Genomic DNA, 26,060 nt, shown 5'->3' with positions numbered 1-26,060 from the left:
GGGTTTTGATTTGTGGGCCTGTTCGATCTATCAGCGCGGAAGACGCCTAGCTCTTGCGAGGCTGTTCGGCCTCCGCAATGGCGGCCTCATGATACCAGGCCTCGCCATGGGCAAGCGGGTGATCGCGCAGCGAAGCAAGCTCTGCCGCAAACTTGGCCTTTACGCCTAAATTTGAGGCACCCGCACGCGCTGCCACCGGGAACATCAGGATTTTGGCCGACGGACGGGCTGAGGTGATTTCCATGGTCGGTCTCCTTTCTTCTGGAGAGGCTCTTCGATTCATCTTTCCATCAAAATAGGTCCTGCAAACCACTTAGGCAAGATGCCTAAAGAAAGATCAGCATTTGCCTGTTATTTAAGCAAATTCTGCCTTTGATCGATCCCGGCGCATTGCTTAGGCGGCTTGGATGCATCGCCGGGATGAAAGGGCATTTTTGCCGCACCCCGCGCAGCGGAAATGGCACATGACTTGCATTTTATCGACCGGCAGCTGGGCTGCTGGATGGCTCGGCGCGCCGGCGTCATCCAGGTTCGGTGATCAAGCAACGAGAGGCTCTAGAATGACGAAATACAAGCTCGAGTATATCTGGCTCGATGGTTACACGCCGGTCCCCAATCTTCGCGGCAAGACCCAGATCAAGGAGTTCGCCGAGTTACCGACGCTCGAGCAGCTGCCGCTGTGGGGCTTCGACGGTTCTTCGACGCAGCAGGCCGAAGGCCACAGCTCCGACTGCGTGCTGAAGCCGGTCGCCGTGTTCCCGGATCCGGCCCGCAGCAATGGCGTGCTGGTGATGTGCGAAGTGATGATGCCAGATGGCGTGACGCCGCATGTGTCCAACAAGCGCGCCACCATCCTCGACGACGAGGGCGCCTGGTTCGGCTTCGAGCAGGAGTATTTCTTCTACAAGGACGGCCGTCCGCTCGGCTTCCCCGAGAGCGGCTATCCGGCGCCGCAGGGCCCGTACTACACCGGCGTCGGCTATTCGAATGTCGGCCCGATCGCGCGCCAGATCGTCGAGGAGCATCTCGACCTTTGCCTCGCAGCAGGCATCAACCATGAAGGCATCAACGCCGAAGTGGCCAAGGGCCAGTGGGAATTCCAGATTTTCGGCAAAGGCTCCAAGAAGGCCGCCGACCAGATGTGGATGGCCCGCTATCTCTTGCAGCGCCTGACCGAAAAGTACGAGATCGACATCGAGTATCACTGCAAGCCGCTCGGCGACACCGACTGGAACGGCTCGGGCATGCACGCCAACTTCTCGACCGCCTATATGCGCGAAGTCGGCGGCAAAGCCTATTTCGAAGCGCTGATGGCTCAATTCGACAAGAACCTGATGGACCACATCGCCGTCTACGGCCCGGACAACGACAAGCGCCTGACCGGCAAGCATGAGACCGCTCCGTGGAACCGCTTCAGCTACGGCATCGCCGACCGAGGCGCCTCGATCCGCGTGCCGCATTCCTTCGTCAACAATGACTACAAGGGTTACCTGGAAGACCGCCGTCCGAACTCGCAAGGCGACCCCTACCAGATCGCTTCGCAGATCCTGAAGACCATCGCGGAGGTTTCGACCAGCGCGCAGGTTTCGGCGGCTGCCTAAGCATCTATAGCGGCGCAGGCTTCGTAAGCCTGCGCCGTAGCCTGCTGCTACCACGTCTACGGTCTGCTATTGGTCAAACAAAAACCCCGGCGTCTGAACTGACGCCGGGGTTTTTCCTTGTCGCTGAGGCTTATCGTTCAGACCGAATAGTACATGTCGTATTCGACCGGATGCGGGGTCATTTCGAAGCGCATCACTTCGGCCATCTTGAGCTCGATATAGCTGTCGATCTGGTCGTCGTCGAAGACGCCGCCGGCTTTCAGGAAGCCGCGGTCCTTGTCCAAGCTTTGCAGCGCTTCGCGCAGCGAACCGCAGACGGTCGGAATCTTCTTCAGTTCCTTCGGCGGCAGATCGTAAAGATCCTTGTCCATCGGCTGTCCCGGGTGGATCTTGTTCTTGATGCCGTCGAGGCCGGCCATCAGCATGGCGGCGAAAGCGAGGTAGGGGTTCGCGCCCGGATCGGGGAAGCGGACCTCGACGCGCTTGGCTTTCGGCGACGAGCCGAACGGAATGCGGCAGGAGGCCGAACGGTTGCGCGCGGAGTAGGCGAGCAGCACCGGGGCTTCATAGCCAGGCACAAGGCGCTTGTAGGAGTTGGTCAGCGGGTTGGTGAAGGCGTTGATGGCCTTGGCGTGCTTGATGATGCCGCCGATGTAGAACAGGCACGACTCCGACAGGCCGGCATATTCATTGCCGGCGAAGGTCGGCTTGCCGTTCTTCCAGATCGACTGGTGGACGTGCATGCCCGAGCCGTTGTCGCCGAAAATCGGCTTCGGCATGAAGGTGGCCGTCTTGCCATAGGCGTTGGCGACCTGGTGCACGACATATTTGTAGATCAGCATCTTGTCGGCGTTGCGGACCAGCGTGTCGAACTTGATGCCGAGCTCGTGCTGGGCAGCGGCAACCTCGTGATGGTGTTTTTCGACGCGCACGCCCATTTCGGCGAGCACGGTCAGCATTTCGGAGCGCATGTCCTGCGCGCTGTCGATCGGCGGCACAGGGAAGTAGCCGCCCTTGACGCGCGGGCGGTGGCCGAGATTGCCGGTCTCGTAGTCGGTGTCGTCATTGGACGGAAGTTCGGTCGAGTCCAGCTTGAACCCGGTGTTGTAGGGATCGGCCTTGTACTTGACGTCGTCGAAGACGAAGAACTCGGCTTCGGGGCCGACATAGATGGTGTCGCCGATGCCTTCGGCCTTCATGTAGGCCTCGGCCTTCTTGGCAGTGCCGCGCGGATCGCGGTTGTAGGATTCGCCGGAGACCGGATCGAGAATGTCGCACAGGATGACCATGGTCGACTGGGCGAAGAACGGATCCATGTGGACGGTGTCCGCATCGGGCATCAGCACCATGTCGGACTCGTTGATCGCCTTCCAGCCGGCGATCGAGGAGCCGTCGAACATGACGCCGTCGGCGAACATGTCTTCCTCGACCTCGATGACATCCATCGTCACGTGCTGCAGCTTGCCCTTCGGATCGGTGAAGCGCAGGTCGACGAATTTCACGTCGTTGTCCTTGATCTGCTTCATGATGTCTTTGGCTGTCGTCATGTCGTTTCTTCCCTGTGTGATGACGTTTCGAGGAGACGTTAATCTGAAATCAGAAAGCTCAGACGGCGTCCATCCCCGTTTCGCCGGTACGGATGCGAACGACCTCCTCGATGTTGGAGACGAAGATCTTGCCGTCGCCGATGCGGCCGGTCTGCGCCGCCTTGCGGATGGCTTCGATGGCGCCTTCGACGGCGTCGTCGCCCAGCACCACTTCGATCTTCACCTTGGGCAGGAAGTCGACGACATATTCGGCGCCGCGATAGAGTTCGGTATGGCCTTTCTGGCGGCCAAAGCCCTTGGCCTCGGTGACGGTAATGCCTTGCAGACCGGCCTCCTGAAGCGCTTCCTTCACTTCGTCTAGCTTGAACGGCTTGATGATCGCTTCGATCTTTTTCATGTAAAAAGTGGCCTCCACTGCCAAAAAAAACGGGTTGTGCGCCCCGCTTGCGCCTCCATCAAGCACGAACTGTGCCAATTTCAGCCCACGCGAAGCGGTTTCGCGCAATTCCAATGCCGCGCCGCGCCGGGATGCACATTCGCGTCATCCTCTGCTTCGGCTGCGGCAAAGCTGCCCGAAGCCTACACATTGCCGCTTCGGGCGTCTGCACGATTATTAGGCAGATTGCGCATTTTGCAGGCCCGCGCGGATCCGGCGCGCCAGTCTGCGAAAGGATTGGCCGCATGCCAACGCAGCGCCTGGCCGTTTGCTTCGAACCCGAAACTGGACAATGCTCGACCGAAACAGAAGTCGAGCGAAATGCGGATCGGCAATCCATGAGCAATGAAGTCCTGTCGCCGGCCGAGATGGGCGAGGCCGACCGGCTGGCAATCGCAGCCGGTCCGCTCGACGGCTATGGCCTGATGCAGCGTGCCGGCGAGGCGGTCGCTGCTGTCGTGCTGGCGCGCTATCCCGCGGCGAGCCGTGTCCACGTGCTGTGCGGCCCCGGCAACAATGGCGGCGACGGCTATGTTGTAGCGCGGTTGCTGGCCGAGGCCGGTGTGAATGTGGCGCTCTGGGCCGAAGGCAAGCAGAAGCCCGGGAGTGATGCGGCGCGAGCTTCCGAGGCCTGCAATCTGCCGGTCGAGCACATCGGACACTGCTACCCGGAACCGGGTGAAGTCGTCGTGGACGCGCTCTATGGTGCGGGATTGTCGAAGAAGATATCCCTGCATGCCTCTGCCGTCTCAGGATTGGCCGCGGCGGAGCGCGTGCCTGTGGTGTCAATCGATCTGCCTTCTGGTGTGTCGGGCGAGACCGGCTTGAGCAACGCTTATTTCAAGGCCGACGTGACGGTGACGTTCGTGCGGAAAAAGCCCGGCCATCTGCTGATGCCGGGGCGCAGCCTCTGCGGTGAGATCATCATCGCCGATATCGGCATTCCGGATGCGATCGTCGATGAGTTCAAGATCAAGACGTTCGAGAACACGCCTGACTTTTGGCTATACAGTTTTCCGAAAACGGCGGTCGATACACATAAGTATAAGCGCGGCCACGTCAGCGTCTTTTCCGGCGGGCCGAGCGCGACAGGTGCGGCGCGGCTGTCGGCGATGGCTGCAGCCAGAGCCGGGGCAGGGGCGGTGACCGTGCTCTCGCCTGAAAATGCCATGCAGGTAAACGCCGCGCATCTGACATCGATCATGCTGCGCGAGGCCGGTTCGATGGAGGAAGTGCAGGAATTTTTGTCGGCGAGGCACCCCGAAGTACTTGTGTTCGGACCAGGGCTCGGGCCGAAACCCAAAGTGGGGGATTTCGCGTTGCAATTGATCGCGACGGTCGCTGACCTAAACCGCACGTCGACGAGTTCATTCGGAATTCAGCGCCCTGCCATTGTCTTGGATGCTGACGCCATCACGTCATTGGCGCATCAGCCTCAGGCCCTGTTCGACGCCGCGCTGCTCCCGTTGGCGCCGGTATTGGTGCTGACGCCGCATGAAGGCGAATTCGCCAGACTTTTTCCCGACATCGCGAAGGACAAGAAGCAGTCGAAACTCGCCAAGGCGCGCGCAGCCGCTGAACGAGCCAACGCCATCATGGTCTACAAGGGCGCCGACACCGTCATCGCGGCTTCCGACGGCCGCGCCGCGATCAACGCCAATGGCGCGCCATGGCTGGCCACCGCCGGGTCAGGGGACGTGCTTGCCGGCATAATTGCCGCGCTGCTGGCGCAAGGCATGTTGCCCTTCGAAGCAGCTTGCGCCGCTGTCTGGATCCATGCCGAGGCCGGCAGCCGCTTCGGTGCTGGATTGATCGCGGAGGATCTGCCGCTGGCCCTGGTGCCGGTGCTGCGTGAACTGGTCGATGCACGGCAGAAGGTGGCGATCAGATGAAGCATTTCGCGTTCGTCGTTGCGGCCATCATCGCGCTGTTCGCATCGCATGCCGTGCGCGCCGAGCAACCGGTGACCATTGTCGACGATCCGGCGGTGCTCGCCGCCCTCGATGCCAAGGGCTTTGGTTTCGCCGGGGTTTTCGCCGTCGATGGCGAGGACGATTTGAAGTCGCTCTACGGCGAGGCGCCGGCCTATCGTGCAATCGTCGACATGGTGGCGACCGATATTGCCACGCTGCGGGCCGAGATAAAGGCCGGCGGGCGCACGCTCTACGAGGTGACCGACGGCAATGTCGGCCGCATCATGGATATGCGCTGGCTGAAGACCGAGGCCGCGCGCTTCCGCCTGGTCGGCGTCGTCAACCGGCTGGACCGGCGTGACTTCACCGCGCTGCAAGGTGACAAGAGCTGTGGCGAGGTGCGCTTTGTCTATCGCCTGGCCTACAGTTTCCGCAAGAACGGCAAGGTTCTGGCATCGCGGCTGCCATTCAATTTCAACGCCGTCTACAGCGTGGCGCCGGATGCCGATGGCGGCTGCGTCGGCGTTGCCGGGCGCTGGACACCGCAGATCGACGAAAACGTCGATGCCGGCTGGCTGGTCGGCGGGCCGCTGGCACCGGAGGAACTGACTTTCAAACAGCTCGAACTCAACGCGCAAGTGGTGCGCTTTCCCTCGGGCCAGGAGACCGAGTTCGGCGGGCAGGCGGCCTATCTGATGCGGATCTTCGGCATCGATGGCGCTGCCATCAGCGAGAAGCCGCTGGAGAATACGCCTGACGTTGCGCGGCTCTCGGACAATGCTGCACTCAAGAAAAGGCTCGCCGACTACGTCAGCGCCAATGTCGCGGCCGTCGATCTCGGCGTCTACGAAATCCCCGACGAATTCCTGGCGAAGAAAATCATCTCGTGGTCGACCTTCGGCAGCGCGAGACGGGCCAACCATCCGTTCACGCCGCTGTTCCAGCCAGCGGATTTCGCCGGCCTGGACTATGCGGCGCTGAAACTGGTGCGGACACCGGAGGCGCTGGTCGAGCGGCTGGACAATGGCGCCTGCCAGGGCTGCCACCAGGCAGGCTCGACGGCCGGCTTTCACTTCATCGGCCTCGACGACAAAACGACGTCGCCTCTCAACCGGATCGAGGTCGGCATCTCGCCGCATCTCCATGCCGAGATTCCGCGACGTGAGGCCTGGCTGCGCGCGACGGAAGAAGGCAAGGAGCCGAACCGCTACCGGCCGCTGTCCTTCGCGCCGCCGGCGACATGGACCGATGCCGGCGATGTCGGCTACGCCCCGGCCGAGATCGCGATGCCGTGCCTGATGCCGGATGATGCAAAACGCTTCGGCGCGACTTGGCAATGCGGTGGCGGCACCGTCTGCACGCCGCTGGCGACGGCCTCAGGCGTGCGCACCACGCTGGCGCAATGTCTGTTGCCCAAGGACAGTCCAAAGATGTTTTCGGGCCATCCCTGCCTGACCGGGTCGATCTCCAGCAACCCGTCTCAGCCGTTCAACGACCGCTACAAGATCACCGGCCAGTTCGCCGCTTTTGCGCCGACCCTTTCGCGGACCGCCTACACCTGCCGGCCACCGAAAATCGGCGTACCGGCAGGCATCGCTTATCGCGCCTGCGACGACAAGGACCGCAGCTTCGCCGCCTTCAAGACGGGCAAGCCGATGCCATCGGAAATTTGCGGCATGGTCGGCGGCAAGAAATTCGACACCTGCGTCGCCACCAACAATTTCGACCAGTGCCTCGGCGGCGCGGTCAACCGCGGCAACCGTCCCGCATGTTCGGCCGATCATTTCTGCCGCGAGGATTATATGTGCCAGTCGCTGCCGCCGGACACGCCGGGCGCCGACAAGGTAAAAGGCATCGGCTACTGCTCGCCGACCTATTTCATCTTCCAGATGCGCATCGACAACCACGCAACGCCTTGGGCGACCGCGACCAGCGCCCCCAGGGATGCGGGGTTCGGCGCGGCGGAAGAGGAGTGAGCCTGCGAGTTGGGCGACCACCAGTTCAGCGCTGGAGATAGTCTTCCATCCGCGCAGTCCATTTGGTGTCGAATTCCGCAATATGCCGCTGTGCTACGCTCGAGTTCAGCAGCGTCGAGAGCGCGGTCACGGCGATCGGGTCCAGGTCGGGCGGCTCCGTGTAGCCAAGCGCCGCCAGCCGTTGAGCCCATGATGGATGGGTAGACTTTGCGTCATCCGGGCTTGCCCACGCCTTGCGGGCGCAAACATTGAGGCAAATGGGTTCTCGCAGCTGGCCGGCAGCTTCCAGCACGCGCTCGAGCGGCGCTCGCGGCGGACGCAAAGCACCTCGCAATTCATGCTGCAAAGGGTCATAGACCGTCTCCGTGAAATGCACGTCTGCCGTGGCAAGAAGCAACAGCGCGCGTGCGGCGTGCTCGGCGTCGCCGGAGGATGCCGCGTGTCGATCTGCCTTGATCTCCGCTTCGCGCGAAAGCCGGATTTCTTCCCGCTCGAACGATTGCGCCAGCCAGCCGATAGCGGCGTGGAGCAGGCTGCCTGTGATCGTGGTTCCGGGCGGGGCATACTCGAAGACAAATCCGAAACCGTTTTCGAACTCAGCGAGATTGAGGCTGCCATTGGTATCCTTGTTGCGCACATGCGCGTCCTCATGGGCAAGGATCGCGGCAAGCGCTCTTTCATCGGTCACTGCGAGGAGAGGGATGCCAATGGTTAGAAACAGCCGATTGCCGAGAAGGCCGAGAAGCGTGCGCTCTTCGCGCACGCTGGCGTTCAGGTTGCCCTCTAGTATGACAACCGTGCGCGCAGCACGGCGCGGTCCGGCGACGCTCCGCCACAGCGCCCACAGGCCGGGCGCTTCTGCTTCACTGACGCCTTTGATCTTGCTGCGTCGGAAGCCCGCAAACAATGTGCCGAACAGAAATGCCAAGGCCGTGGTGGCGATCGGCATGACGACGAAGCCGCTGGCGATAAACCAGATTGGTTGGTTGTCGAGCAGGGACATCCAGACGCAGAAGATGATGAGAGCGGGAACAACGAAAAACAGGACCGTGAACCTGCCAAACCGCCGACCGGCGCTGATGATCAGTCGCGACATTGGATGTTACAACGGGATGTTGTCGTGCTTCTTCCAAGGGTTCTGCATGTCCTTGTTGCGCAGCATGCGCAGTGCCCGGGCAATGCGGCGGCGGGTCGAATGCGGCATGATCACCTCGTCGACATAGCCGCGTTCGGCGGCGACGAAGGGCGACAGGAAACGGTCCTCGTAAGCCTTTGTGTGAGCTGCGATCTTTTCGGCGTCGCCAATATCCTTGCGGTAGATGATCTCGACCGCGCCTCTCGCCCCCATCACCGCGATCTGCGCCGTCGGCCAGGCATAGTTCATATCGCCGCGCAGGTGCTTTGAGGCCATCACGTCATAGGCGCCGCCATAGGCTTTGCGGGTGATGACCGTGATTTTCGGCACGGTCGCCTCGGCGTAGGCAAACAGGAGTTTCGCGCCATGCTTGATCAGGCCGCCATATTCCTGCGCGGTGCCGGGCAGGAAGCCGGGTACGTCGACGAAGGTGACGATGGGAATGGAAAAACAGTCGCAGAAGCGCACGAAGCGCGCCGCCTTGCGGCTTGCGTCGGAATCGAGCACGCCGGCCAGCACCATCGGCTGGTTGGCGACGAAGCCGACGGTGCGGCCTTCGACGCGGCCGAAACCGGTGACGATGTTCTTGGCAAAGTTCTGCTGGATCTCGAAGAAATCGCCTTCATCGGCAACTTTGAGGATCAGCTCCTTGATGTCGTAAGGCTTGTTGGCGTTGTCTGGGATCAGCCGGTCGAGCGACAGATCATGGTCGGTGACCGACTGGTAGCACTCGATCTCAGGAAGCTCCGACGTATTTGACGCGGGCAAAAGGTCTACCAGCCGGCGCATCTGCAACAGCGCCTCGACGTCATTGTCGTAGGCGCCGTCGGCAATCGACGATTTGGTCGTGTGGACGGACGCGCCGCCAAGGCTCTCGGCCGTCACCGTCTCGTTGGTGACCGTTTTGACCACATCCGGCCCGGTGACGAACATGTAAGAGGTGTCGCGGACCATGAAGATGAAGTCGGTCATGGCCGGCGAATAGACGTCGCCGCCGGCGCACGGGCCCATGATCACGGAAATCTGAGGAATGACGCCGGATGCGAGCACGTTGCGCTGAAAAATCTCGGCATAGCCGCCTAGCGCCGCCACGCCTTCCTGGATGCGGGCGCCGCCGGCGTCGTAGATGCCGATGATCGGCGCGCGGTTGCGCAGCGCCATCTCCTGCACCTTGATGACCTTTTCGGCGTGAGCCTCCGACAGCGAGCCGCCGAAGACGGTAAAATCCTTGGCGAAGAGATAGACCGGACGGCCATTGACGGTGCCCCAGCCGGTGACGACACCATCGCCGGCGATCTTGGTTTTCTCCATGCCGAAGTCGGTCGAGCGATGCTCGACATACATGTCGAACTCCTCGAACGAGCCTTCGTCGAGAAAGACATCGATGCGCTCGCGCGCGGTGAGCTTGCCCTTCTTGTGCTGGGCGTCGATGCGGGCCTGGCCGCCGCCCATGCGGGCGATCTCGCGGCGGCGCTCAAGTTCCTTCAGCACGTCCTTCATCGCTCGGTCCCCAGAAATGGCAGCTGCCTTTGTGGTAATGATGCCTGCAGGCGTGTGCAAGCGCCGCTTTCGGCCTCGATTATTGCGCTGCAACGTGTGGCCCCTTGCATTCCGGAGCGAACTCAGCCATATGCAGCCCATAGGCGCTTGGGCCGGAGATTCCGGCCTTCTCGACAAATGAGACTGGTTGCGTCTGTTTTCCCTCTTTCCGGTATATCGGCCTCTCTTTCCGATACATCACGAAGTGGCGAAAGAGCCCCGTGGCATGACGCCTGCGGGCACGACAGCGCAGCCGAGTGGACGTTACCGTCCGCCCGCCTTGTCGTTTCATATCAAATTTTTCGACGGCAGGTTGCGCCCTGCCGCCATCGATGTTTGCGGCCAAGACCGCGTGAAAGAAGACTATTTTGACCAACGAAAACACCTCAGCCGGTAACGCAATCTCGGCCGGCAACACTACGGAACTCACCGGTTTCGCAGCTCTTGGAATTACCGGCGCGCTGCTCAAGGCGACGCATGGCGCCGGCTTCACCGAGCCGAAGCCGATCCAGACGCAGGCGATCCCGCCGCAGATGGAAGGCCGTGATATCTTCGGCATCGCCCAGACCGGCTCGGGCAAGACCGCTGCCTTCGCGCTGCCGATCCTGTCGAAGATCATCGCGCTCGGCACCAAGCGCCGAGCCAAGACCACTCGTGCGCTGATCCTGGCGCCGACGCGCGAACTCGCCGTCCAGATCGAGGACACCATCAAGATCCTCGCCAAGGGCGCGCATGTCTCGACCGCTCTCGTGCTTGGCGGCGTCTCGCGCTTCAGCCAGGTGAAGAAGGTTGCGCCCGGCGTCGACATCCTGATCGCCACGCCCGGCCGCCTGACCGACCTGGTGCGCGAGGGCGACCTCATTCTCTCCGACACCAAATGGCTGGTGCTGGACGAGGGTGACCGCATGCTCGACATGGGCTTCATCAACGACGTCAAGCGGATCGCCAAGGCGACCGCGCCCGACCGTCAGACGGTGCTGTTCTCGGCCACCATGCCCAACGAAATCGCCGAGCTGGCGAAGGGCCTGTTGAAGAACCCGATCCGCGTCGAAGTCGCGCCGCAGAGCACCGCGGCCGCCGAGATCGTGCAGGGCGTCGTCTTTGCCCGCACCAAGCAGAAGCGCCAGGTGCTGTCGACGATGCTCGCCGACGAGGCAATGAAGTCCGTCATCATCTTCTCGCGCACCAAGCATGGCGCCGACCGGGTGACCAAGGACCTCGAGCGCGACGGCTTCAAGGCCGCCGTCATCCACGGCAACAAGTCGCAGAACGCCCGCCAGAAGGCGCTCAACGATTTCCGCGAGGGTTCGGTGCGCATTCTCGTCGCGACCGACATCGCGGCGCGCGGCATCGACGTTCCCGGCATCAGCCATGTGGTGAATTTCGACCTGCCGGATGAGGCCGAAAGCTATGTCCACCGCATCGGACGTACCGGCCGTAACGGCATGGACGGCATCGCCATCACGCTTTGCGATCCTTCCGAAAACAGCAAGCTGCGTCAGGTCGAGCGCATCATCCGCAGCAAGCTGCCGATCGTTGCCGACCATCTCGGCAGCCCGGATCCGGTGCGCAATCCGGCCGAAAAGAACGAGCGCTTCGAGCCCGCCAACGATCGCAACGACCGCAATGGCCGTCGCGACGGCAGGCGGCCCGGTGGCCAGAACAACGGCTTCGCCAAGAAGCGTTTTGGTGACAAGCCGGCCTTTGCGGGTGCAAGCGAGCGCAAGCCGGAAGGCGCCAAGGCCTTCAAGGGCAACAACAAGCGCCGCTTCGGCGGCAAGCGGCCCGCGGCGCGGGCTGCCTGATCAGACGAACCGGTCAGGCTCGTCGAGCCTGGCTTGATTGCTGACGATTGAATATGAGGACGGCCGGGGCAATGCTTCGGCCGTCCTTTTTCGTTTAGGGCTGCCCGGTAATTGCCTGAACCCACACGACGATCCGCTGCGCCAGGAATGCCGTGGTCGAGGGCGACAGCGCGTCGCCGGCAATGACGTGGTTGTCGGGATCGCCATTGTCGTCGACGGGCACCAGTTCATGCGGTGCGCCCCAGCGGCCGGCGATTTCGCGGGTGCGATCCTGGCGCACCACCTTGTCGGAATCCGAGAAGATGAACAGCGCCGGTATGGTTGCCTTCTCCACAGGCGCTGCGTAGGCAAGGTTGGTCAGCGCCGCCATCGGCAGCACGGCTGCCATTGGATATGTGTGCGTCCAGAGTTTCTCGTGCAGCGCATTGCGGGTCGGAAAGCTGCGCTCCTTGCCGCCGACGAACTCGGCGATCTGCCTGCCCCAGGGCAGGGTCAGCAGCTCGGCGCCTGAAGCCCTGATGCCGAAATTCGGCGAGATGAATGCGATTGCAGCGACGCCGTCCGATGCGCCAGGCTCAGTCGCCGCCCATGCCGCCAGCGATCCACCGGTCGAGGTGCCGATGACGATCACCTTGTCGCCGATGGCCCGGCCGATGGCGAGCGCCTCCTCATAGTCGTTGATCCAGGCATTGACGCTGCCTTGCGCCATCGAGGCGCCGTCCTGCCCATGACCGGTGAGGCGGGTGTAGAAAAGGTTGGCGTCGAGTTGGTCGGCGACCTCGTCGGCCAGCGGGCGAACCTCGCCCTTCGATGCCGAAAAGCCATGGATATAGACGATCGCCAATGGCGTCCTGGCGTGAACCATCGGATCGGCCCAGATGATTTCTTTCTCGAGCGCGTCGCGGACGTTGGGCACGGCAGCCTCTTCGCGCGCGATATACGCTTGCGGATCGTCGCCGATCACCTTGGGGTCGAATCTGATGGTTGTGTCGACGGGAACGCGCGGACCAAGCAGGAAGGCCAGGACAAGGATGATGACGACGCCCAGCACCGCAAGCACGATCCGCCGCCCCATCTCAGACTCCACGACAATTCTAAAGCTATGGCGGCCGGTGCAGTCAGGCAACAGCCGGGCTGTGGACAGCTATTCGTTCGGCGGCTTGCGGTCGAAATTCAGCGGCCGCCCTGTCCAGCGGGTCGCCGTGCTGATGAACCACCGGCAGACTGGCCTTGGCAGCAGTGCCAGCAGCTTCAGCCCCCAGCTCAGCCGGTGAGGGAAGGTGACCTCGAAGCCGCCATGCTCGATGCCGCGCAGCATGCGGCGCGACGCGCGGTTGACCGGCATCAGTCCCGGCATCGGCAGCATGTTCTTTTCGGTCAGCGGCGTGTCGATGAAGCCCGGATTCATCACCTGGATGCGTACATTCATCTTGTCGAAATCGTATTTCAGCGACTCGGCCAAGATGTTGATCGCCGCCTTCGAGCCGCCATAGGCCGCCGTGGTCGGCCAGCCGAAATAGGCGGTGACCGACCCGACAAGCACGATATGGCCGCGCGCACGGATGCGCATGCGCTCCATGAGCGGGACGAGGCCATTGATGATACCGAAATAGTTGACCTCGAAGGTCTGGCGAAAGTCGCGGACCCTGAGGTCTTCGCCGGGCGTGGCGATGTAGTTGCCGGCGTTGAAGACGGCGAGCACGATCGGCCCGAGCTCCTTTTCAATCGCTGCCACCGTGCTTGCCATGCGCGGCTCATCGATGACGTCGCAAGGGTAGGCCACGACACGTCCCGGCATCTGCGCCGTCTCGACGATGAGCGCGTCGAGTGGGTCGCCGTCGAGTGCGGTGACCGCGACGACAAAGCCCTTTGCCGCGAGGTCCTTTGCCAGCGCACGGCCGATGCCGCTGCTGCCGCCGGTTATCCAGGCGACGCCGTGCTTCGGGTTGGCCCGGTAAAGTGTCATTCTGCGCCCTGCCGATCTGTCATTAGTGCTCTAGCGGTGAAAAAATCGAATGAAAAGAGCGCTTTTCCGTACTGGTTGAAATGATCGTCATCGCGCGTTGTCCGGCCGCGGGAGATTGCAGTGCCCGAAATGCGACTGGACCAGGCGAATTCTTGCCTTGAAACGCAAGCTTCGGGTTTCTAGGGTCTCGCCGCAGCTACATAAGGAATCCCGGATGCCCCGTTCTGTGATCGAAGCGATCGGCAACACGCCCCTGATCCGCCTCAACAAGGCCTCGGAGCAGACCGGCTGCGAGATCCTGGGCAAGGCCGAGTTCATGAACCCCGGCCAGTCGGTCAAGGATCGCGCCGGCCTGTTCATCATCCGCGACGCCGAACAGCGCGGGCTGTTGAAGCCGGGCGGCGTCATCGTCGAGGGCACGGCAGGCAATACCGGCATCGGCCTGACGCTGGTCGCCAAGGCGCTGGGCTATCGCACAGTGATCGTCATTCCCGACACCCAGAGCCAGGAAAAGAAGGACACGATCAAGCTGCTTGGCGCCGAGCTGATCGAAGTGCCGGCGGTGCCTTACAAGAACCCCAACAATTACGTGAAACTGTCGGGGCGGTTGGCCGAGCAGATGGCGAGGTCGGAGCCGAACGGCGCGATCTGGGCCAACCAGTTCGACAACGTTGCCAATCGCGACGGCCATATCCGCACCACGGCGGAAGAAATCTGGACGCAGACCGGCGGCAAGGTCGACGGTTTCGTCTCGGCGGTGGGTTCGGGCGGAACGCTGGCCGGCGTCGCCTTCGGGCTGAAGGCCAGGAGCAGCAACGTCAAGATCGCACTCGCCGATCCGCTGGGTGCGGCGCTCTATTCCTTCTACACCAGTGGCGAATTGAAGTCCGACGGCAGCTCGATCACCGAAGGGATAGGGCAGGGGCGCATCACGGCAAATCTCGATGGGTTCACGCCGGACTTCTCGTTCCAGGTGCCGGACGAGGAAGCGCTGCCGATCGTCTTCGACCTGATCCAGGAAGAAGGCCTGTGCGTCGGCGGTTCGACCGGCATCAACATTGCCGGCGCGATCCGGCTGGCGCGCGAGCTTGGCCCCGGCCACACCATCGTGACCATCCTTGCCGACTATGGCACGCGCTACCAGTCGAAGCTGTTCAACCCGGAATTCCTGCGGGATAAGAACCTGCCGGTGCCGGGCTGGATGGATGAGCGCAGCACAATTTCGGTGCCGTATGAGAAGGTCGCCTGATGGCGCACAGAACAGAAGCGCTGTTTCGCGACGACGCCTATCTCAGAGCGGCTGACGCCACCGTTGTCACCATCAACGAGCGCGGCGGCATCATTCTCGACCGGACCATCTTCTATGCCACATCGGGCGGCCAGCCTGGCGATACCGGCACATTAGAGCGCGCCGACGGCAGCCGCATCGCCATTGCCGCCACCATCACCGGCGAGACCAAGGACGAGATCATCCATGTACCGGCGCCGGAGCAGCCGGCACCCGAGGTCGGCGAGCGGGTGAAACTCGCCATCGACTGGGAGCGGCGGCATCTCCTGATGCGCATGCACGCAGCTTGCCATTTGCTCACCGTAGTCTGTCCGTTTCCGATTACCGGTGCTGCGGTTTCCGAAGATGACAGCCGGGTCGACTTCGACGCTCCCGATGCCGGCTTCACCAGGGAAGACGTCACCGCCGGGCTGATGGAGCTGGTGCGAGCCGATCATCCGATCTTCATCAGGCTGATCACCGACGAGGAACTGGCAGCCAATCCTGGCCTGGTGAAATCCAAGAATGTCCGGCCGCCCGCAGGCACCGGCAAGATCCGCCTGGTCTGCATCGGCGACAACGCTTCGATCGACAGCCAGCCCTGCGGCGGCACCCATGTCAAAAGCACCGGCGAAGTCGGTGAAATCCATATCGGCAAGATCGAGAAGAAGGGCCGCGAAAACCGGCGTTTTCGCATTCGCTTCGGACCGCCGCCGGTAGCTTGAACGAACCATGATCCCGAAAAGTGGAAGCCGGTTTTCGGGGACGATCATGGTCAACAGGAAGCAATGCCTCGCCAAGGCGGAGCAGGAGAAGAACAATGGCCGATGACAGCCCTTTCACCGTCGATGCGGACTGGTTGCAGAGCCGTCTTGGCGAGCCCGGCCTGACGATCGTCGATGCATCCTGGTATCTGCCGGCGCAGAAGCGCGATGCGCGCGCCGAGTATGAGGCTGCGCATATTCCGGGCGCGCGATTCTTCGATCATGATGCGGCCTCCGATCCTGATGCCAAGCTGCCGCACACGCTGCCCTCGCCACAGCATTTCGCGCAATATGTCGGCGCCATGGGAATTTCGGCCGACGACACCATTGTCGTCTATGACGGTCCGGGTTTCTTCTCGGCGCCGCGCGCCTGGTGGATGTTCCGCGTCATGGGCGTGTTCCAGGTCTATGTGCTCGACGGCGGCTTCGACCGCTGGAAGGCGGCGGGCCGGCCGGTGACGGCGGAGCCGACCAAGATCGCGCCGAATGTGTTTCATGCCGATTTCGATGCCGCTCGCGTCGCCAGCCTTGCCGACATGCGCCGCATCGTCGAGACTGGCGAGAGCCAGATTGCGGACGCCCGAGGCGCGGGCCGCTTCACCGGCGCCGAGCCAGAGCCCCGCGCGGGTGTTCGCTCCGGCCACATGCCCGGCGCGCACAATTTGCCTTATTCGGCGCTGTCACAGGACGGCGCGCTGTTGTCGAAGGACCAGTTGCGCAAGGCCGTTGAGGATGCCGGTATCGATCTGTCGAAACCGGTCGTCACCTCTTGCGGTTCCGGCATCACGGCGGCTGTCGTCACTCTGGCGCTGGAGACGCTCGGCCACACCGACAACCGGCTCTACGACGGCTCATGGACGGAATGGGGCGGGCTGGCAGACACGCCCGTGGTGACGGGCAAGGAATGATGGCGATGGAAAATGGCGCGCTGGACGACATCGAGGTTACGGTCACGTTTCTGGAAATGCATGTGCCGCCGGCCTATTCGCCGCCGTTGCCCTACAACAGGCAGATCGCGCTGCTCAGGACCAAGGACATTCCGCTGCATTTCTACCGCTATCTGATGGATCGGGTCGGACGCAAATGGCACTGGGTCAATGTGCTGAGGCTGGACGATGACGAGCTTGCCGCCGGCATCCACCGCGAGGACCGCGACATCAGGGTGCTTTATCTCGACGGCGCGCCGGCCGGGTTCTTCGACCTCAAGCCGCATTTGCCAGAGGAAGTCGAACTCGCTTATTTCGGCATGATGGAACATGCGACCGGGCAAGGCATTGGCCGTTGGTTCCTCGGTGCGGCGATCGCCGCAGCATGGTCGTATGGGCCGAAACGGGTGACGGTGCAGACCTGCACGCTCGACCATCCGGCTGCCTTGCCGCTCTACCAGAAGCTCGGTTTTGCGCCGGTGGCGCAAAAGAAGGAGACCGTGCATCCGCTGTCGTTCGCCGAGCGCTCGGCCAGCGTCATGCGGCCGTGACTTTCTCCGATTGAAGGCCGAACCGACCGTTCATGGCGAGGAATTCCTGCTCGTGCGGACTCAGGACGAGAACTGGCGCAGCCGCCGGGTGACGCTGCGCCGCTTCGACGATTTCATCCGCTGAGCCGGCGCGGGACCTGCCCAATGCCGAAGCAGTCCGGCCTGAGACTGGCCGGGCTGCTGACAGTTGACAGGAATCGGGTGGGAAGCACCTCGGCGGGGGCATAATTTCCGGTCAACCACACCGGAGATTTAGCCATGACCGTCCAGTTCAAAGCCTTGCCGACTGAAGATGTGAGAGCGCTGCAGCGCGGCGGGGCGGACGCCTATGGCCAAACGCCGGAGCGGAAGGTTTCCGATGGCGACGGCGTGCCGTGCCGGCATTGCCTGAGAAACGTCGCCGAAGGCGATGGCTATCTGATCATGGCCTATCGGCCGTTTCCGGCGTTGCAGCCTTACGCCGAGACAGGGCCGATCTTCCTGCATGCGCAGGAATGCGAACGCGCAGCCGAGACGGAAGCGCTTCCAGAGATCCTTGAGAGCAGCGACTATATCGTGCGCGGCTATGGTGCGGACGACCGCATCGTCTATGGCAGCGGCGGCGTCATTCCGACTGGCGGCATTGCGGCGCGGGCAGAGACGCTGTTTGAGCGCGACGACATCGCCTATGTCCACGTCCGCTCGGCGCGCAACAATTGTTATCAGTGCCGCATCGAGCGTTTCTGACAAAAAGATGCCCGCCGGTGGTCTGGCGGGCAGTTGGGAACCGTGTGACGGCTCGATCAGTCAAGTTGGCATCCCTGTCTGCGCATGTTTTTCGAATGGCTGATGTGAAGCACTTCACATAAGCGCCGCGATCGTCGCCGGCGTGGTGGCGCGCCGATTGCCGGTGAGCTGTCGCACTCCCGTCGCGTCCATTAAAAGACGAGTGTCGATGGATTTGCCGACCGCGGATGAACCGGCGGGGATCTCGACAACCGAGGAAGCGGGGCTTTGGCTCCGCTTTTTGTTGTCCGCCGGCCTGTTCAATGCCGATGTCAGGTTTTGCGCAAAGAAAAAGCCCGCCGGAATTGACCGACGGGCTTCGACCGTTGCCGGAGCGGCTTTAGTTGAATTTATACTTCGCGCCGAGGCGAACGGTCTGGAAGGAAGGCTCGTCGGTCAGGAAGCCGCCCGAACCGAAATCCTCTTTCTCATACTGCGAATAGCGGTATTCGAGACCAAGCGTCATGTTGCTGGAGACGGCCGTTTCCAGGCCGCCGCCGACCGAGAAGCCGCTTGAGCCCCAGTCGGTGATGTCGCCGCCAGGCGAAGCATGCAGGTCGAAATGCTGCCAGCTGTAGCCACCGAGGACATAGGCCAGCGTCGATTCGTTGACCTTGGCGCCGATGCGGGCCAGGGCATCGAAGCCATAGTCGGCATCGCCTTTGATCGACCCACCCGGAATGTCCAACTTCGAGCGTATGCCGGAATAGCGGGCGTCGACCAGAACGCCGGCGACCCAGCCGCCGAAATCATGGTCGTAACCGATGCTCGCCTCGCCGAACACGCCTTCGCCGCCGATGCCATCCAATTCGAGGGCGCTGGCGAGCGTCAGGTCATGCACCACGGTGCCGGCGCCAAGCGCGCCGCCGACATAGAAGCCGGTCCAGTTGTAGGTCGGAGCAGCAAACGAGGCACCGCCGCCATTCTGGGCGCCGAAGCGGTAGTTGGCCGCGATGTGGAAGGTGTGGCTGGACGGCTCGACATCCAGAGAGGTTCCCGGGCCGCCGATAATGCCGAGGTCAGCCACCGAGTTGTCGCCATAGTTGGCGTAGCGGTACTCGGTCTTAATCGTCCAGTTGCCGCGCAGCACGGTTTCCATGCCAACGCCGACGACATAGCCGCCACGGTTCTCCGTGAAATCAAGACCGTCGGCAAAGCCCGAACCCTCGAGCTTGAAATGGTTCCAAGTGTAGCCGCCGAGCACATAGCCGAGCGTATCGGGGTTCAGGAGATAGCCGGCGCGCAAGCCGACGTCGAAGCCATAAGCGTTCGTCAGGTCGATATCAGCGCCCGGAAGGCTGATCGACGGACCGATATTCCCGATGTTGGCGTCGATGAAGCCGCCGAGCAGGAAGCGTTCAGAGACCATGTAGTCGTAGCCGGCGGTGATTTCGCCAAACACGCCGTTGCCGCCGATGCCATTGAAGTCGAGAAACGGGTCGACGCTGATGCGGTGCACGGTGGCGCCGAAGCCGCCGCCGATGCCGACATAGGCGCCGCTCCAGTTGAAACCGGCAGGTTCTTCCACTGGCTGCACAACATCGGCGGCATGCGCTACCGATATCAAAGCCATTGCCGAAACGGCCCCGAGAAGAACGGATTTAGCAGAGATGAACATTTTAGCCCCTTAGCATAAGAACAAACCCGTCCGTGTTCTAACAGGACGCTCGCCAATATTGGAATGACAAAAATGCCACATCGGCAGGCAAAAGCACCGCCAAGCCGGGCCGTTTCGCCGTGATGTTGCCTTAGAGCCCGCAATTTGTGAGCACGCGGCCAATAAAAAACCCGCCGGCGCAACCGGCGGGTGAGGGAGGCAGAACTGCTTGAGTCGATTAAGGCGTCTGGTCAGGCAGCCAGAACCACTTTCGGTTCGACCAGCTCATAGCCGAGTGCTTCGGCGACGGCGCGATTGGTGATCTTGCCCCTGTGGACATTGAGGCCGTTGCGCAAATGGTGGTCGTCGACCAGCGCCTTCAGGCCCTTGTCGGCCAGCTGCAGGCCATAATGCAGCGTCGCGTTGTTGAGCGCGTGCGCCGAGGTCACCGGCACGGCTCCCGGCATGTTGGCGACGCAGTAGTGGATCACGCCGTCGACCTCATAGGTCGGCTCGGCATGGGTAGTGGCGTGCGAGGTCTCGAAACAGCCGCCCTGGTCGATGGCGACGTCGACCAGCACCGAGCCCTTCTTCATGCCCGACAGCATTTCGCGAGTCACCAGCTTGGGTGCAGCAGCACCCGGGATGAGCACGGCGCCGACGACGATGTCGGCCGAGAAGCATTCTTCCTCAAGCGCCTCGACTGTGGAGTAGCGGGTGTGGACGCGGCCTGTAAAGAGGTCGTCCAGCTGGCGCAGGCGCGGGATCGAGCGGTCGATGATGGTGACGTCGGCGCCGAGGCCGACCGCCATGCGGGCGGCATGCAGGCCGACGACGCCGCCGCCGAGCACCGTGACCTTGCCGGGCAGTACGCCGGGCACGCCGCCGAGCAGCACGCCGCGGCCACCATTGGCCTTCTGCAGCGCGGTCGCGCCGGCCTGGATCGACAGGCGGCCGGCAACTTCCGACATCGGCGCCAAGAGCGGCAGGCCGCCGCGGTCGTCGGTTACGGTCTCATAGGCGATTGCGGTGACGCCGGACGCGAGCAGGCCCTTGGTCTGCTCCGGATCCGGGGCCAGGTGAAGATAGGTGTAGAGGATCTGGCCGTCGCGCAGCTGCGCCCATTCGTTGGGCTGCGGCTCCTTGACCTTGACGATCATGTCGGACTTGGCGAACACGTCGGCGGCGCTCTTGGCAATAGTGGCGCCGGCGGCGCGATACGCATTGTCATCGGCGCCGATACCGGCGCCGGCGCCGCTTTCGACCAGCACTTCATGGCCATGCGCGACATATTCGCGGACGGAGCCCGGCGTCAAGCCGACGCGGTATTCGTGGTTCTTGATTTCCTTGGGGCAGCCGACGCGCATAGTCTTCTCCTGATCCGGCCCTTCGGGCTCGTTCCCTGTATCAACCGAGTGAACCACGAATTGTTGCGCAGGTGTTTGCGAATGCGCTTGCGCGGGGTTACGCGTTTCGATAATCGTTGCGCGAAATCAAGGAAATTTCGCAGGAATCACGAGAAATGCCGCTCGACAGGATCGATATCGCCATTCTCGAGGCTCTGCAGAAGGATGGGCGCATACCCAATGCGGCGCTCGCCGAAAGGGTCGGCCTGTCGCAGTCGGCCTGTTCGCGCCGGCTCGACAATCTGGAGAAATCCGGCACCATCCGCGGCTATCACGCCCGGCTTTCGAATGCCGCGCTCGGCCACCAGATGACGGCGATCGTGCACATATCGCTGTCGGGGCAATTCGAAAAGACGCTGTCGGATTTCGAGGCGGCGATCAAGCGCTGCCCCAATGTGCTGTCGTGCCACCTGATGTCGGGCGAATATGACTATATCCTGCGCATCGCCGCCAAGGACCTGGTCGACTATGAGCGCATCCACAAGGAATGGCTGTCGGCGATGCCGCACGTGACCAAGATCAATTCGTCGTTTGCCCTGCGCGAGATCGTCGATCGCACGGCGATGGGCATGAAGCCGGAACTGGCCTAGCCCTGAGCAGTCTCGGTCACCAGCCTATCCATCGGGATGTCGTGCGGCTGCGGGTAGATGGTGGGGATGCGCTGCAGTTCGTAGCCGACGCCGATGACCAATGGCTTGAACGGCATGGCAGCCAGCGTGCGGTCGAAGAAGCCACCGCCATAGCCCAGGCGGTAGTTTTGCGGGTCGATGCCGACGATCGGCGAGATGACGATGTCGGGCAGCACCGGGTCGCCTTCGGCGGGGATAGGGATGTTCCAGACGCCTTTTTCCAGCCGGTCGCCGGGTACATAAGCGCGGAAGATCAGCGGCTGGCCCTTCTCGATGACGACTGGCAGTGCCGTGCGGCCGCCGCGCTGGTTGATCGACGCCATCCACGGCCGCAGGTCCGGCTCGCCGCGAAACGGCCAATAGAGGCTGACCATGCGGCCGGCAATGTCGCCGATTGCCGCGTCGAGCCCTTCGGCGATAGCCCGCGACATCGCCACCCGCGCATCGGCGGAAACCGCCAACCGTGCCGCGATCAGACGCTCGCGCTCGGCCTTGCGCCAACGGCGCACATCGGTCCAGTCGGTCAATGGCGCGCGAAATTCCGGATCGAGTTCGTGCATGAAGCAAGGCGGAGAAGAATATTGCGCCCGCCCTTTGCGATCTTTGTCATCGTCGTTGGCCATGCTTCACTCCCGTGGTTCCAGCCCCTGCAAAGCTATACCCGTCCAGGCTTGCCGACATAGGCATTCGCGACATCCGGCGACGAGTCCTGGGCAGCCTTACGCGCGGCAGTCTAGCGCGCCGCGACATTGTTGCGGTGCACAAAAATCACTAGATAAAGAGAGACAAACAGGGGTGAATGCGATGAGTGAAACCAGCCATCATGTCGTTGTCGTCGGCGCAGGGTTCGGCGGTCTCGAACTCACCCGGGCGCTGGCCGGCGCACCCGTGCGCATCACCATGATCGACAAGCGCAACCATCACCTTTTCCAGCCGCTGCTCTACCAGGTGGCGACCACCTCGCTGGCGACCTCGGAAGTTGCCTGGCCGATCCGTCATCTGCTGCGCAAGCGCGAGGACGTGACGACCCTGCTCGGCAACGTCACCGGCGTCGACCGTCCAGGCAAACGCGTGCTGCTTGAGGACGGCAGTTCTGTTCCCTACGACACGCTGGTGCTCGCCACCGGCGCGCGTCATGCTTATTTCGGCCACGACGAATGGGAGCCTTTCGCGCCTGGGCTGAAGACGCTTGAAGACGCAACCACCATTCGCCGGCGCATCCTGCTCGCCTTCGAGCAGGCCGAGCGCGAGACCGATCCGGCCAAGCGCCAGGCACTGCTGACACTGGTCATCGTCGGCGGCGGCCCGACCGGCGTGGAGCTTGCCGGCACCATTGTCGAACTCGCGCACGAAACGCTGCGCGGCGAATTCCGCAACATCGACACGCGTGAGGCGCGTGTGGTGCTGGTCGAGGCCGGAGACAGGATCCTCGCCAATTTCGCGCCAAAGCTGTCCGACTATGCGCGCAAGGCGCTGGAGCGGCGGGGCGTCACGGTCGAGCTTGGCCGCGCCGTCACGCGCCTCGATGCCGAAGGCGTCGTCTTTGGCGATACGCATCTGCCGGCGCGAACCATCCTGTGGGCCGCCGGCGTAGCGGCTTCGCCCGCTGGAGAGTGGCTGGGAGCGCCGGTGGACCGGGCGGGCAGGGTAATGGTCGAGCCCGATCTGACCGTGCCGAACAGTCCTGAAATCTTCGTCATCGGCGACACCGCGCATGTCTTGCGGCCGGACGGCAAGCCGGTGCCAGGCGTGGCGCCTTCCGCCAAGCAGGAGGGCAAGCACGTCGCCGCGACGATCAGGGCGCGGCTGGCCGGCGATGGCGCGCCGCGCCCTTTCCGCTACAAACATGCCGGCGACCTGGCGACGATCGGCAAGTGGGCAGCCGCGATCGATTTCGGCCGGATCAAGCTCACGGGATGGCTTGCCTGGTGGCTGTGGGGCGTGGCGCATATCTACTTCCTGATCGGCTTCCGCAACCGGCTGTCGGTGTCGCTTAGCTGGCTATGGATCTATTTCACCGGCCAGCGGAGCGCGCGACTGATCACCCAGGGCGATGATAACAAGGGCTGAGGTTCTCAACCGCGGCCAAGGATATTCATCCAGCCGTCACCTTTTGCTGATCGACTGACTTCCCGATGGACATGGCCGGTTTTCGGCGCGAAGCTTCCGCCCGGGGCTGGGATCTTGTCACGTCGCTGGGAAGGAAAACCAATGTCACATTTGCTCAACCCCGTCTCCCGCCGTAGTTTTCTTGCCGGTGCGGCCGCCAGCGGGGCGCTGATCATGCTGCATCCGTTTTCCGCCCGCGCGCAGGCCAACCAGGCGCATCTGAGGATCATGGAGACCACCGACATCCATGTGAATGTGCTGCCTTACGACTACTACGCCGATAAAGCCAACGACACGATGGGCCTGTCGCGGACGGCCTCACTGATCGCGGCGGTGCGCAAGGAAGCCACCAATGCGATGCTGATCGACAATGGCGATCTTTTGCAGGGCAATCCGATGGGCGATTACATCGCCTATGAGAAGGGCCTCAAGGAAGGCGATCTGCATCCGATCATGAAGGGCATGAACCTGCTGGGCTATGAATGCTCGACGCTCGGCAATCACGAGTTCAATTACGGCCTGTCGTTCCTCGACAAGGTGCTGGCCGGAGCCAATTTCCCCTTCGTCTGCGCCAATCTGATCCGCGGCACCGAGCTTGCCGCCAACCCGCGCGACGACAAGCTCTACCTCAAGCCCTATGTCATCCTCGACAAGAAGATCAAGGACGGGTCGGGCGTCGAGCAGCCGATCAAGATCGGCATCATCGGCTTCGTGCCGCCGCAGATCATGGTCTGGGACCTGAAGAACCTGGAAGGCAATGTCAGGACGCGCGACATCGTCGAGGCGGCCAGGGCATGGGTGCCGCAGATCAAGGAGGAGGGCGCCGACATCGTCATCGCGCTCTCGCATTCCGGCATCGATATCAAGCAGGGCGACGGCATGGAGAACGCCTCCTTCTTCGTCGCCGGCGTCGAAGGCATCGATGCGGTGTTCACCGGCCATCAGCATTTGGTCTTCCCCGGCAAGAAGGATTTTCAGGCGCTCGATGGCGTCGACACCGAGAAAGGCACGCTGCAGGGCAAGCCCGCCGTGATGGGCGGTTTCTGGGGCTCGCATATGGGACTGATCGATCTGCTTCTGGAACGGGACGGATCGAAATGGCGCGTAGCCTCGGCCACATCTGAGGCAAGGCCGATCTACGAGCGCGTCGACAAGGCAAACAAGCCGACGGTGGCGGACGACCAGCGCGTCGTCGATGCGCTGAAGGCGGACCATGAGGCGACACTTGCCTATGTCCGCCGACCGGTCGGCAAGACCTCGGCGCCGCTCTATTCCTATTTCGCGCTGGTCGCCGACGATCCGTCGGTGCAGATCGTCAACCAGGCGCAGAGCTGGTACCTCAAGGACATATTAAAAAGCACGCAGTGGAAGGACGTGCCGCTGCTGTCGGCGGCGGCGCCCTTCAAGGCCGGCGGGCGCAACGGCGCCGACTACTATACCGACGTGCCGGTGGGCGACATCGCCATCAAGAACGTCGCCGACCTCTATCTCTATCCGAACACGGTTCGTGCCGTCGAAATCACCGGCGCGCAAGTGAAGGAATGGCTGGAAATGTCGGCCGGCATTTTCAGGAAGATCGAGCCGGGCAAAGCCGACCAGGCGCTCATCGACACCGAATTCCCGTCCTACAATTTCGATGTGATCGATGGCGTCAGCTACGGAATAGACCTGTCGCAGCTGCCGAAATACGATGCCAAGGGTGGCGTCGCCAATGCCGGCTCGAACCGCATCGTCGGCCTCAGCTTCGACGGCAAGCCGATTGATCCGGCAGCGAAATTCGTCGTCGCCACCAACAATTACCGCGCCGGCGGTGGCGGCAATTTCCCCGACATCAATGCCTCGAAGATCATCTACGAGGCGCCGGACACCAACCGCGACGTGATCGTGCGCTACGTCGTCAGCGAAGGCACGATCAACCCCTCGGCCGACGACAATTGGTCGTTCACGCCGCTGCCCGGCACCAGCGTCGTGTTCGAGACCGGCCCCAAAGCGAAGGATTTCATATCTGGGGTGAAATCGCTCAAGATCGAGCCGGCCGGCGAGGGCGAATCCGGGTTTGCGAAGTATCGCATCCTGCTTTGAGGCAACGTGCAGCTAACAGGGAAAACGAGCGGGCATACGCCCGCTC

The 26,060-nt window shown here is 62.6% G+C and carries 22 protein-coding genes and 1 pseudogene; 13 read left to right on the top strand and 10 right to left on the bottom strand.

Annotation, left to right across the window (positions count from 1 at the left end; translation table 11 throughout):
- Positions 1–46: 46 nt before the first annotated feature.
- Positions 47–244 carry a DUF2735 domain-containing protein gene (locus ACYG9V_RS20720; RefSeq protein ID WP_023682589.1) on the bottom strand — a complete coding sequence of 66 codons (198 nt, stop codon included), beginning with the start codon at positions 242–244 and terminating at the stop codon, positions 47–49.
- Between the two features lie 316 nt (positions 245–560).
- Here ACYG9V_RS20720 and ACYG9V_RS20715 point away from each other — a divergent pair, with 316 nt between their 5' ends.
- Complete coding sequence (locus ACYG9V_RS20715; protein WP_023682588.1) at positions 561–1,601, top strand: glutamine synthetase beta-grasp domain-containing protein; 1,041 nt, start codon at positions 561–563, stop codon at positions 1,599–1,601.
- A gap of 137 nt (positions 1,602–1,738) precedes the next feature.
- Here ACYG9V_RS20715 and glnA read toward each other — a convergent pair whose 3' ends face one another.
- Positions 1,739–3,148: a type I glutamate--ammonia ligase gene (gene glnA, locus ACYG9V_RS20710; protein WP_023672775.1), complete on the bottom strand. Its 1,410-nt coding sequence runs from the start codon at positions 3,146–3,148 to the stop codon at positions 1,739–1,741.
- A gap of 58 nt (positions 3,149–3,206) precedes the next feature.
- Complete coding sequence (locus ACYG9V_RS20705; RefSeq protein WP_006205430.1) at positions 3,207–3,545, bottom strand: P-II family nitrogen regulator; 339 nt, start codon at positions 3,543–3,545, stop codon at positions 3,207–3,209.
- A gap of 377 nt (positions 3,546–3,922) precedes the next feature.
- On the opposite strand from ACYG9V_RS20705, the gene ACYG9V_RS20700 reads away from it, so the two are divergent.
- The gene (locus ACYG9V_RS20700) at positions 3,923–5,476 is read left to right on the top strand and encodes an NAD(P)H-hydrate dehydratase (protein WP_352511948.1); all 1,554 of its coding nucleotides are present in this window, start codon (positions 3,923–3,925) and stop codon (positions 5,474–5,476) included.
- Positions 5,473–7,473, top strand: a complete 2,001-nt coding sequence (locus ACYG9V_RS20695) for a hypothetical protein (protein ID WP_352763317.1) — start codon at positions 5,473–5,475, stop codon at positions 7,471–7,473. Before ACYG9V_RS20700 ends, ACYG9V_RS20695 begins: the two co-directional genes overlap by 4 nt.
- 25 nt (positions 7,474–7,498) lie before the next feature.
- Here ACYG9V_RS20695 and ACYG9V_RS20690 read toward each other — a convergent pair whose 3' ends face one another.
- Together ACYG9V_RS20690 and ACYG9V_RS20685 are read right to left on the bottom strand one after the other, a co-directional pair.
- Positions 7,499–8,569, bottom strand: a complete 1,071-nt coding sequence (locus ACYG9V_RS20690) for a M48 family metallopeptidase (protein WP_352763319.1) — start codon at positions 8,567–8,569, stop codon at positions 7,499–7,501.
- Positions 8,570–8,575: 6 nt separating this feature from the next.
- Positions 8,576–10,108 carry an acyl-CoA carboxylase subunit beta gene (locus ACYG9V_RS20685; RefSeq protein WP_023682585.1) on the bottom strand — a complete coding sequence of 511 codons (1,533 nt, stop codon included), beginning with the start codon at positions 10,106–10,108 and terminating at the stop codon, positions 8,576–8,578.
- 407 nt (positions 10,109–10,515) lie between these two features.
- Here ACYG9V_RS20685 and ACYG9V_RS20680 point away from each other — a divergent pair, with 407 nt between their 5' ends.
- Positions 10,516–11,952 (top strand): DEAD/DEAH box helicase, encoded by a 1,437-nt coding sequence (locus ACYG9V_RS20680; RefSeq protein ID WP_023698795.1) that lies wholly within the window; start codon positions 10,516–10,518, stop codon positions 11,950–11,952.
- Positions 11,953–12,046: 94 nt separating this feature from the next.
- On the opposite strand, the gene ACYG9V_RS20675 is transcribed toward ACYG9V_RS20680, so the two are convergent.
- Both ACYG9V_RS20675 and ACYG9V_RS20670 read right to left on the bottom strand, forming a co-directional pair.
- Positions 12,047–13,027 carry an alpha/beta hydrolase gene (locus ACYG9V_RS20675; protein ID WP_023824960.1) on the bottom strand — a complete coding sequence of 327 codons (981 nt, stop codon included), beginning with the start codon at positions 13,025–13,027 and terminating at the stop codon, positions 12,047–12,049.
- Positions 13,028–13,096: 69 nt separating this feature from the next.
- Entirely contained in the window at positions 13,097–13,918 is an 822-nt protein-coding gene (locus ACYG9V_RS20670) for an SDR family oxidoreductase (RefSeq protein WP_023736675.1), read from the bottom strand.
- Positions 13,919–14,132: 214 nt separating this feature from the next.
- Here ACYG9V_RS20670 and ACYG9V_RS20665 point away from each other — a divergent pair, with 214 nt between their 5' ends.
- From ACYG9V_RS20665 to ACYG9V_RS20640, 6 genes and pseudogenes are all read left to right on the top strand, one after another.
- A complete protein-coding gene (locus ACYG9V_RS20665; protein ID WP_023682581.1) occupies positions 14,133–15,167 on the top strand; it encodes a cysteine synthase A in 1,035 nt (344 codons plus the stop codon).
- Positions 15,167–15,910, top strand: coding sequence for an alanyl-tRNA editing protein (locus ACYG9V_RS20660; RefSeq protein ID WP_023824959.1), 744 nt, complete (start codon positions 15,167–15,169; stop codon positions 15,908–15,910). Before ACYG9V_RS20665 ends, ACYG9V_RS20660 begins: the two co-directional genes overlap by 1 nt.
- Before the next feature lie 95 nt (positions 15,911–16,005).
- On the top strand, positions 16,006–16,857 hold the full coding sequence (gene sseA, locus ACYG9V_RS20655; protein WP_023691267.1) for a 3-mercaptopyruvate sulfurtransferase: 852 nt from the start codon (positions 16,006–16,008) through the stop codon (positions 16,855–16,857).
- 5 nt (positions 16,858–16,862) lie between these two features.
- Entirely contained in the window at positions 16,863–17,426 is a 564-nt protein-coding gene (locus tag ACYG9V_RS20650; RefSeq protein WP_023682574.1) for a GNAT family N-acetyltransferase, read from the top strand.
- Between the two features lie 19 nt (positions 17,427–17,445).
- A pseudogene (locus tag ACYG9V_RS20645) lies at positions 17,446–17,550 on the top strand (OmpA family protein); the annotation flags it as partial.
- Between the two features lie 134 nt (positions 17,551–17,684).
- Positions 17,685–18,152: a DUF1203 domain-containing protein gene (locus ACYG9V_RS20640; RefSeq protein WP_023824955.1), complete on the top strand. Its 468-nt coding sequence runs from the start codon at positions 17,685–17,687 to the stop codon at positions 18,150–18,152.
- 379 nt (positions 18,153–18,531) lie between these two features.
- On the opposite strand, the gene ACYG9V_RS20635 is transcribed toward ACYG9V_RS20640, so the two are convergent.
- Both ACYG9V_RS20635 and ald read right to left on the bottom strand, forming a co-directional pair.
- The gene (locus tag ACYG9V_RS20635) at positions 18,532–19,764 is read right to left on the bottom strand and encodes an outer membrane protein (protein WP_460222008.1); all 1,233 of its coding nucleotides are present in this window, start codon (positions 19,762–19,764) and stop codon (positions 18,532–18,534) included.
- Positions 19,765–20,039: 275 nt separating this feature from the next.
- Positions 20,040–21,155, bottom strand: a complete 1,116-nt coding sequence (gene ald, locus ACYG9V_RS20630) for an alanine dehydrogenase (protein WP_023713244.1) — start codon at positions 21,153–21,155, stop codon at positions 20,040–20,042.
- A gap of 155 nt (positions 21,156–21,310) precedes the next feature.
- Between ald and ACYG9V_RS20625 the strand changes: the two genes are divergently transcribed.
- Positions 21,311–21,784 carry an Lrp/AsnC family transcriptional regulator gene (locus ACYG9V_RS20625; RefSeq protein ID WP_023668897.1) on the top strand — a complete coding sequence of 158 codons (474 nt, stop codon included), beginning with the start codon at positions 21,311–21,313 and terminating at the stop codon, positions 21,782–21,784.
- Here the strand turns inward: ACYG9V_RS20625 and ACYG9V_RS20620 are convergent.
- Positions 21,781–22,446, bottom strand: coding sequence for a 5-formyltetrahydrofolate cyclo-ligase (locus tag ACYG9V_RS20620; RefSeq protein WP_352671784.1), 666 nt, complete (start codon positions 22,444–22,446; stop codon positions 21,781–21,783). The two genes, ACYG9V_RS20625 and ACYG9V_RS20620, sit on opposite strands and share 4 nt — an antisense overlap.
- Before the next feature lie 181 nt (positions 22,447–22,627).
- Here ACYG9V_RS20620 and ACYG9V_RS20615 point away from each other — a divergent pair, with 181 nt between their 5' ends.
- Both ACYG9V_RS20615 and ACYG9V_RS20610 read left to right on the top strand, forming a co-directional pair.
- The gene (locus tag ACYG9V_RS20615) at positions 22,628–23,893 is read left to right on the top strand and encodes an NAD(P)/FAD-dependent oxidoreductase (protein WP_023682568.1); all 1,266 of its coding nucleotides are present in this window, start codon (positions 22,628–22,630) and stop codon (positions 23,891–23,893) included.
- Positions 23,894–24,034: 141 nt separating this feature from the next.
- On the top strand, positions 24,035–26,014 hold the full coding sequence (locus ACYG9V_RS20610) for a bifunctional 2',3'-cyclic-nucleotide 2'-phosphodiesterase/3'-nucleotidase (RefSeq protein WP_023682567.1): 1,980 nt from the start codon (positions 24,035–24,037) through the stop codon (positions 26,012–26,014).
- Positions 26,015–26,060: the final 46 nt, after the last annotated feature.

Source organism: Mesorhizobium sp. W016 (assembly GCF_054719485.1).
This window is presented reverse-complemented; position numbering and strand designations above follow the sequence as displayed.

Coding starts and splice junctions, on each gene's coding strand:
- ACYG9V_RS20720 (WP_023682589.1), bottom strand. CDS start 244: ATGGAAATCACCTCAGCCCGTCCGTCGGCCAAAATCCTGATGTTCCCG.
- ACYG9V_RS20715 (WP_023682588.1), top strand. CDS start 561: ATGACGAAATACAAGCTCGAGTATATCTGGCTCGATGGTTACACGCCG.
- glnA (WP_023672775.1), bottom strand. CDS start 3,148: ATGACGACAGCCAAAGACATCATGAAGCAGATCAAGGACAACGACGTG.
- ACYG9V_RS20705 (WP_006205430.1), bottom strand. CDS start 3,545: ATGAAAAAGATCGAAGCGATCATCAAGCCGTTCAAGCTAGACGAAGTG.
- ACYG9V_RS20700 (WP_352511948.1), top strand. CDS start 3,923: ATGAGCAATGAAGTCCTGTCGCCGGCCGAGATGGGCGAGGCCGACCGG.
- ACYG9V_RS20695 (WP_352763317.1), top strand. CDS start 5,473: ATGAAGCATTTCGCGTTCGTCGTTGCGGCCATCATCGCGCTGTTCGCA.
- ACYG9V_RS20690 (WP_352763319.1), bottom strand. CDS start 8,569: ATGTCGCGACTGATCATCAGCGCCGGTCGGCGGTTTGGCAGGTTCACG.
- ACYG9V_RS20685 (WP_023682585.1), bottom strand. CDS start 10,108: ATGAAGGACGTGCTGAAGGAACTTGAGCGCCGCCGCGAGATCGCCCGC.
- ACYG9V_RS20675 (WP_023824960.1), bottom strand. CDS start 13,027: ATGGGGCGGCGGATCGTGCTTGCGGTGCTGGGCGTCGTCATCATCCTT.
- ACYG9V_RS20670 (WP_023736675.1), bottom strand. CDS start 13,918: ATGACACTTTACCGGGCCAACCCGAAGCACGGCGTCGCCTGGATAACC.
- ACYG9V_RS20665 (WP_023682581.1), top strand. CDS start 14,133: ATGCCCCGTTCTGTGATCGAAGCGATCGGCAACACGCCCCTGATCCGC.
- ACYG9V_RS20660 (WP_023824959.1), top strand. CDS start 15,167: ATGGCGCACAGAACAGAAGCGCTGTTTCGCGACGACGCCTATCTCAGA.
- sseA (WP_023691267.1), top strand. CDS start 16,006: ATGGCCGATGACAGCCCTTTCACCGTCGATGCGGACTGGTTGCAGAGC.
- ACYG9V_RS20650 (WP_023682574.1), top strand. CDS start 16,863: ATGGAAAATGGCGCGCTGGACGACATCGAGGTTACGGTCACGTTTCTG.
- ACYG9V_RS20640 (WP_023824955.1), top strand. CDS start 17,685: ATGACCGTCCAGTTCAAAGCCTTGCCGACTGAAGATGTGAGAGCGCTG.
- ACYG9V_RS20635 (WP_460222008.1), bottom strand. CDS start 19,764: ATGGCTTTGATATCGGTAGCGCATGCCGCCGATGTTGTGCAGCCAGTG.
- ald (WP_023713244.1), bottom strand. CDS start 21,155: ATGCGCGTCGGCTGCCCCAAGGAAATCAAGAACCACGAATACCGCGTC.
- ACYG9V_RS20625 (WP_023668897.1), top strand. CDS start 21,311: ATGCCGCTCGACAGGATCGATATCGCCATTCTCGAGGCTCTGCAGAAG.
- ACYG9V_RS20620 (WP_352671784.1), bottom strand. CDS start 22,446: ATGGCCAACGACGATGACAAAGATCGCAAAGGGCGGGCGCAATATTCT.
- ACYG9V_RS20615 (WP_023682568.1), top strand. CDS start 22,628: ATGAGTGAAACCAGCCATCATGTCGTTGTCGTCGGCGCAGGGTTCGGC.
- ACYG9V_RS20610 (WP_023682567.1), top strand. CDS start 24,035: ATGTCACATTTGCTCAACCCCGTCTCCCGCCGTAGTTTTCTTGCCGGT.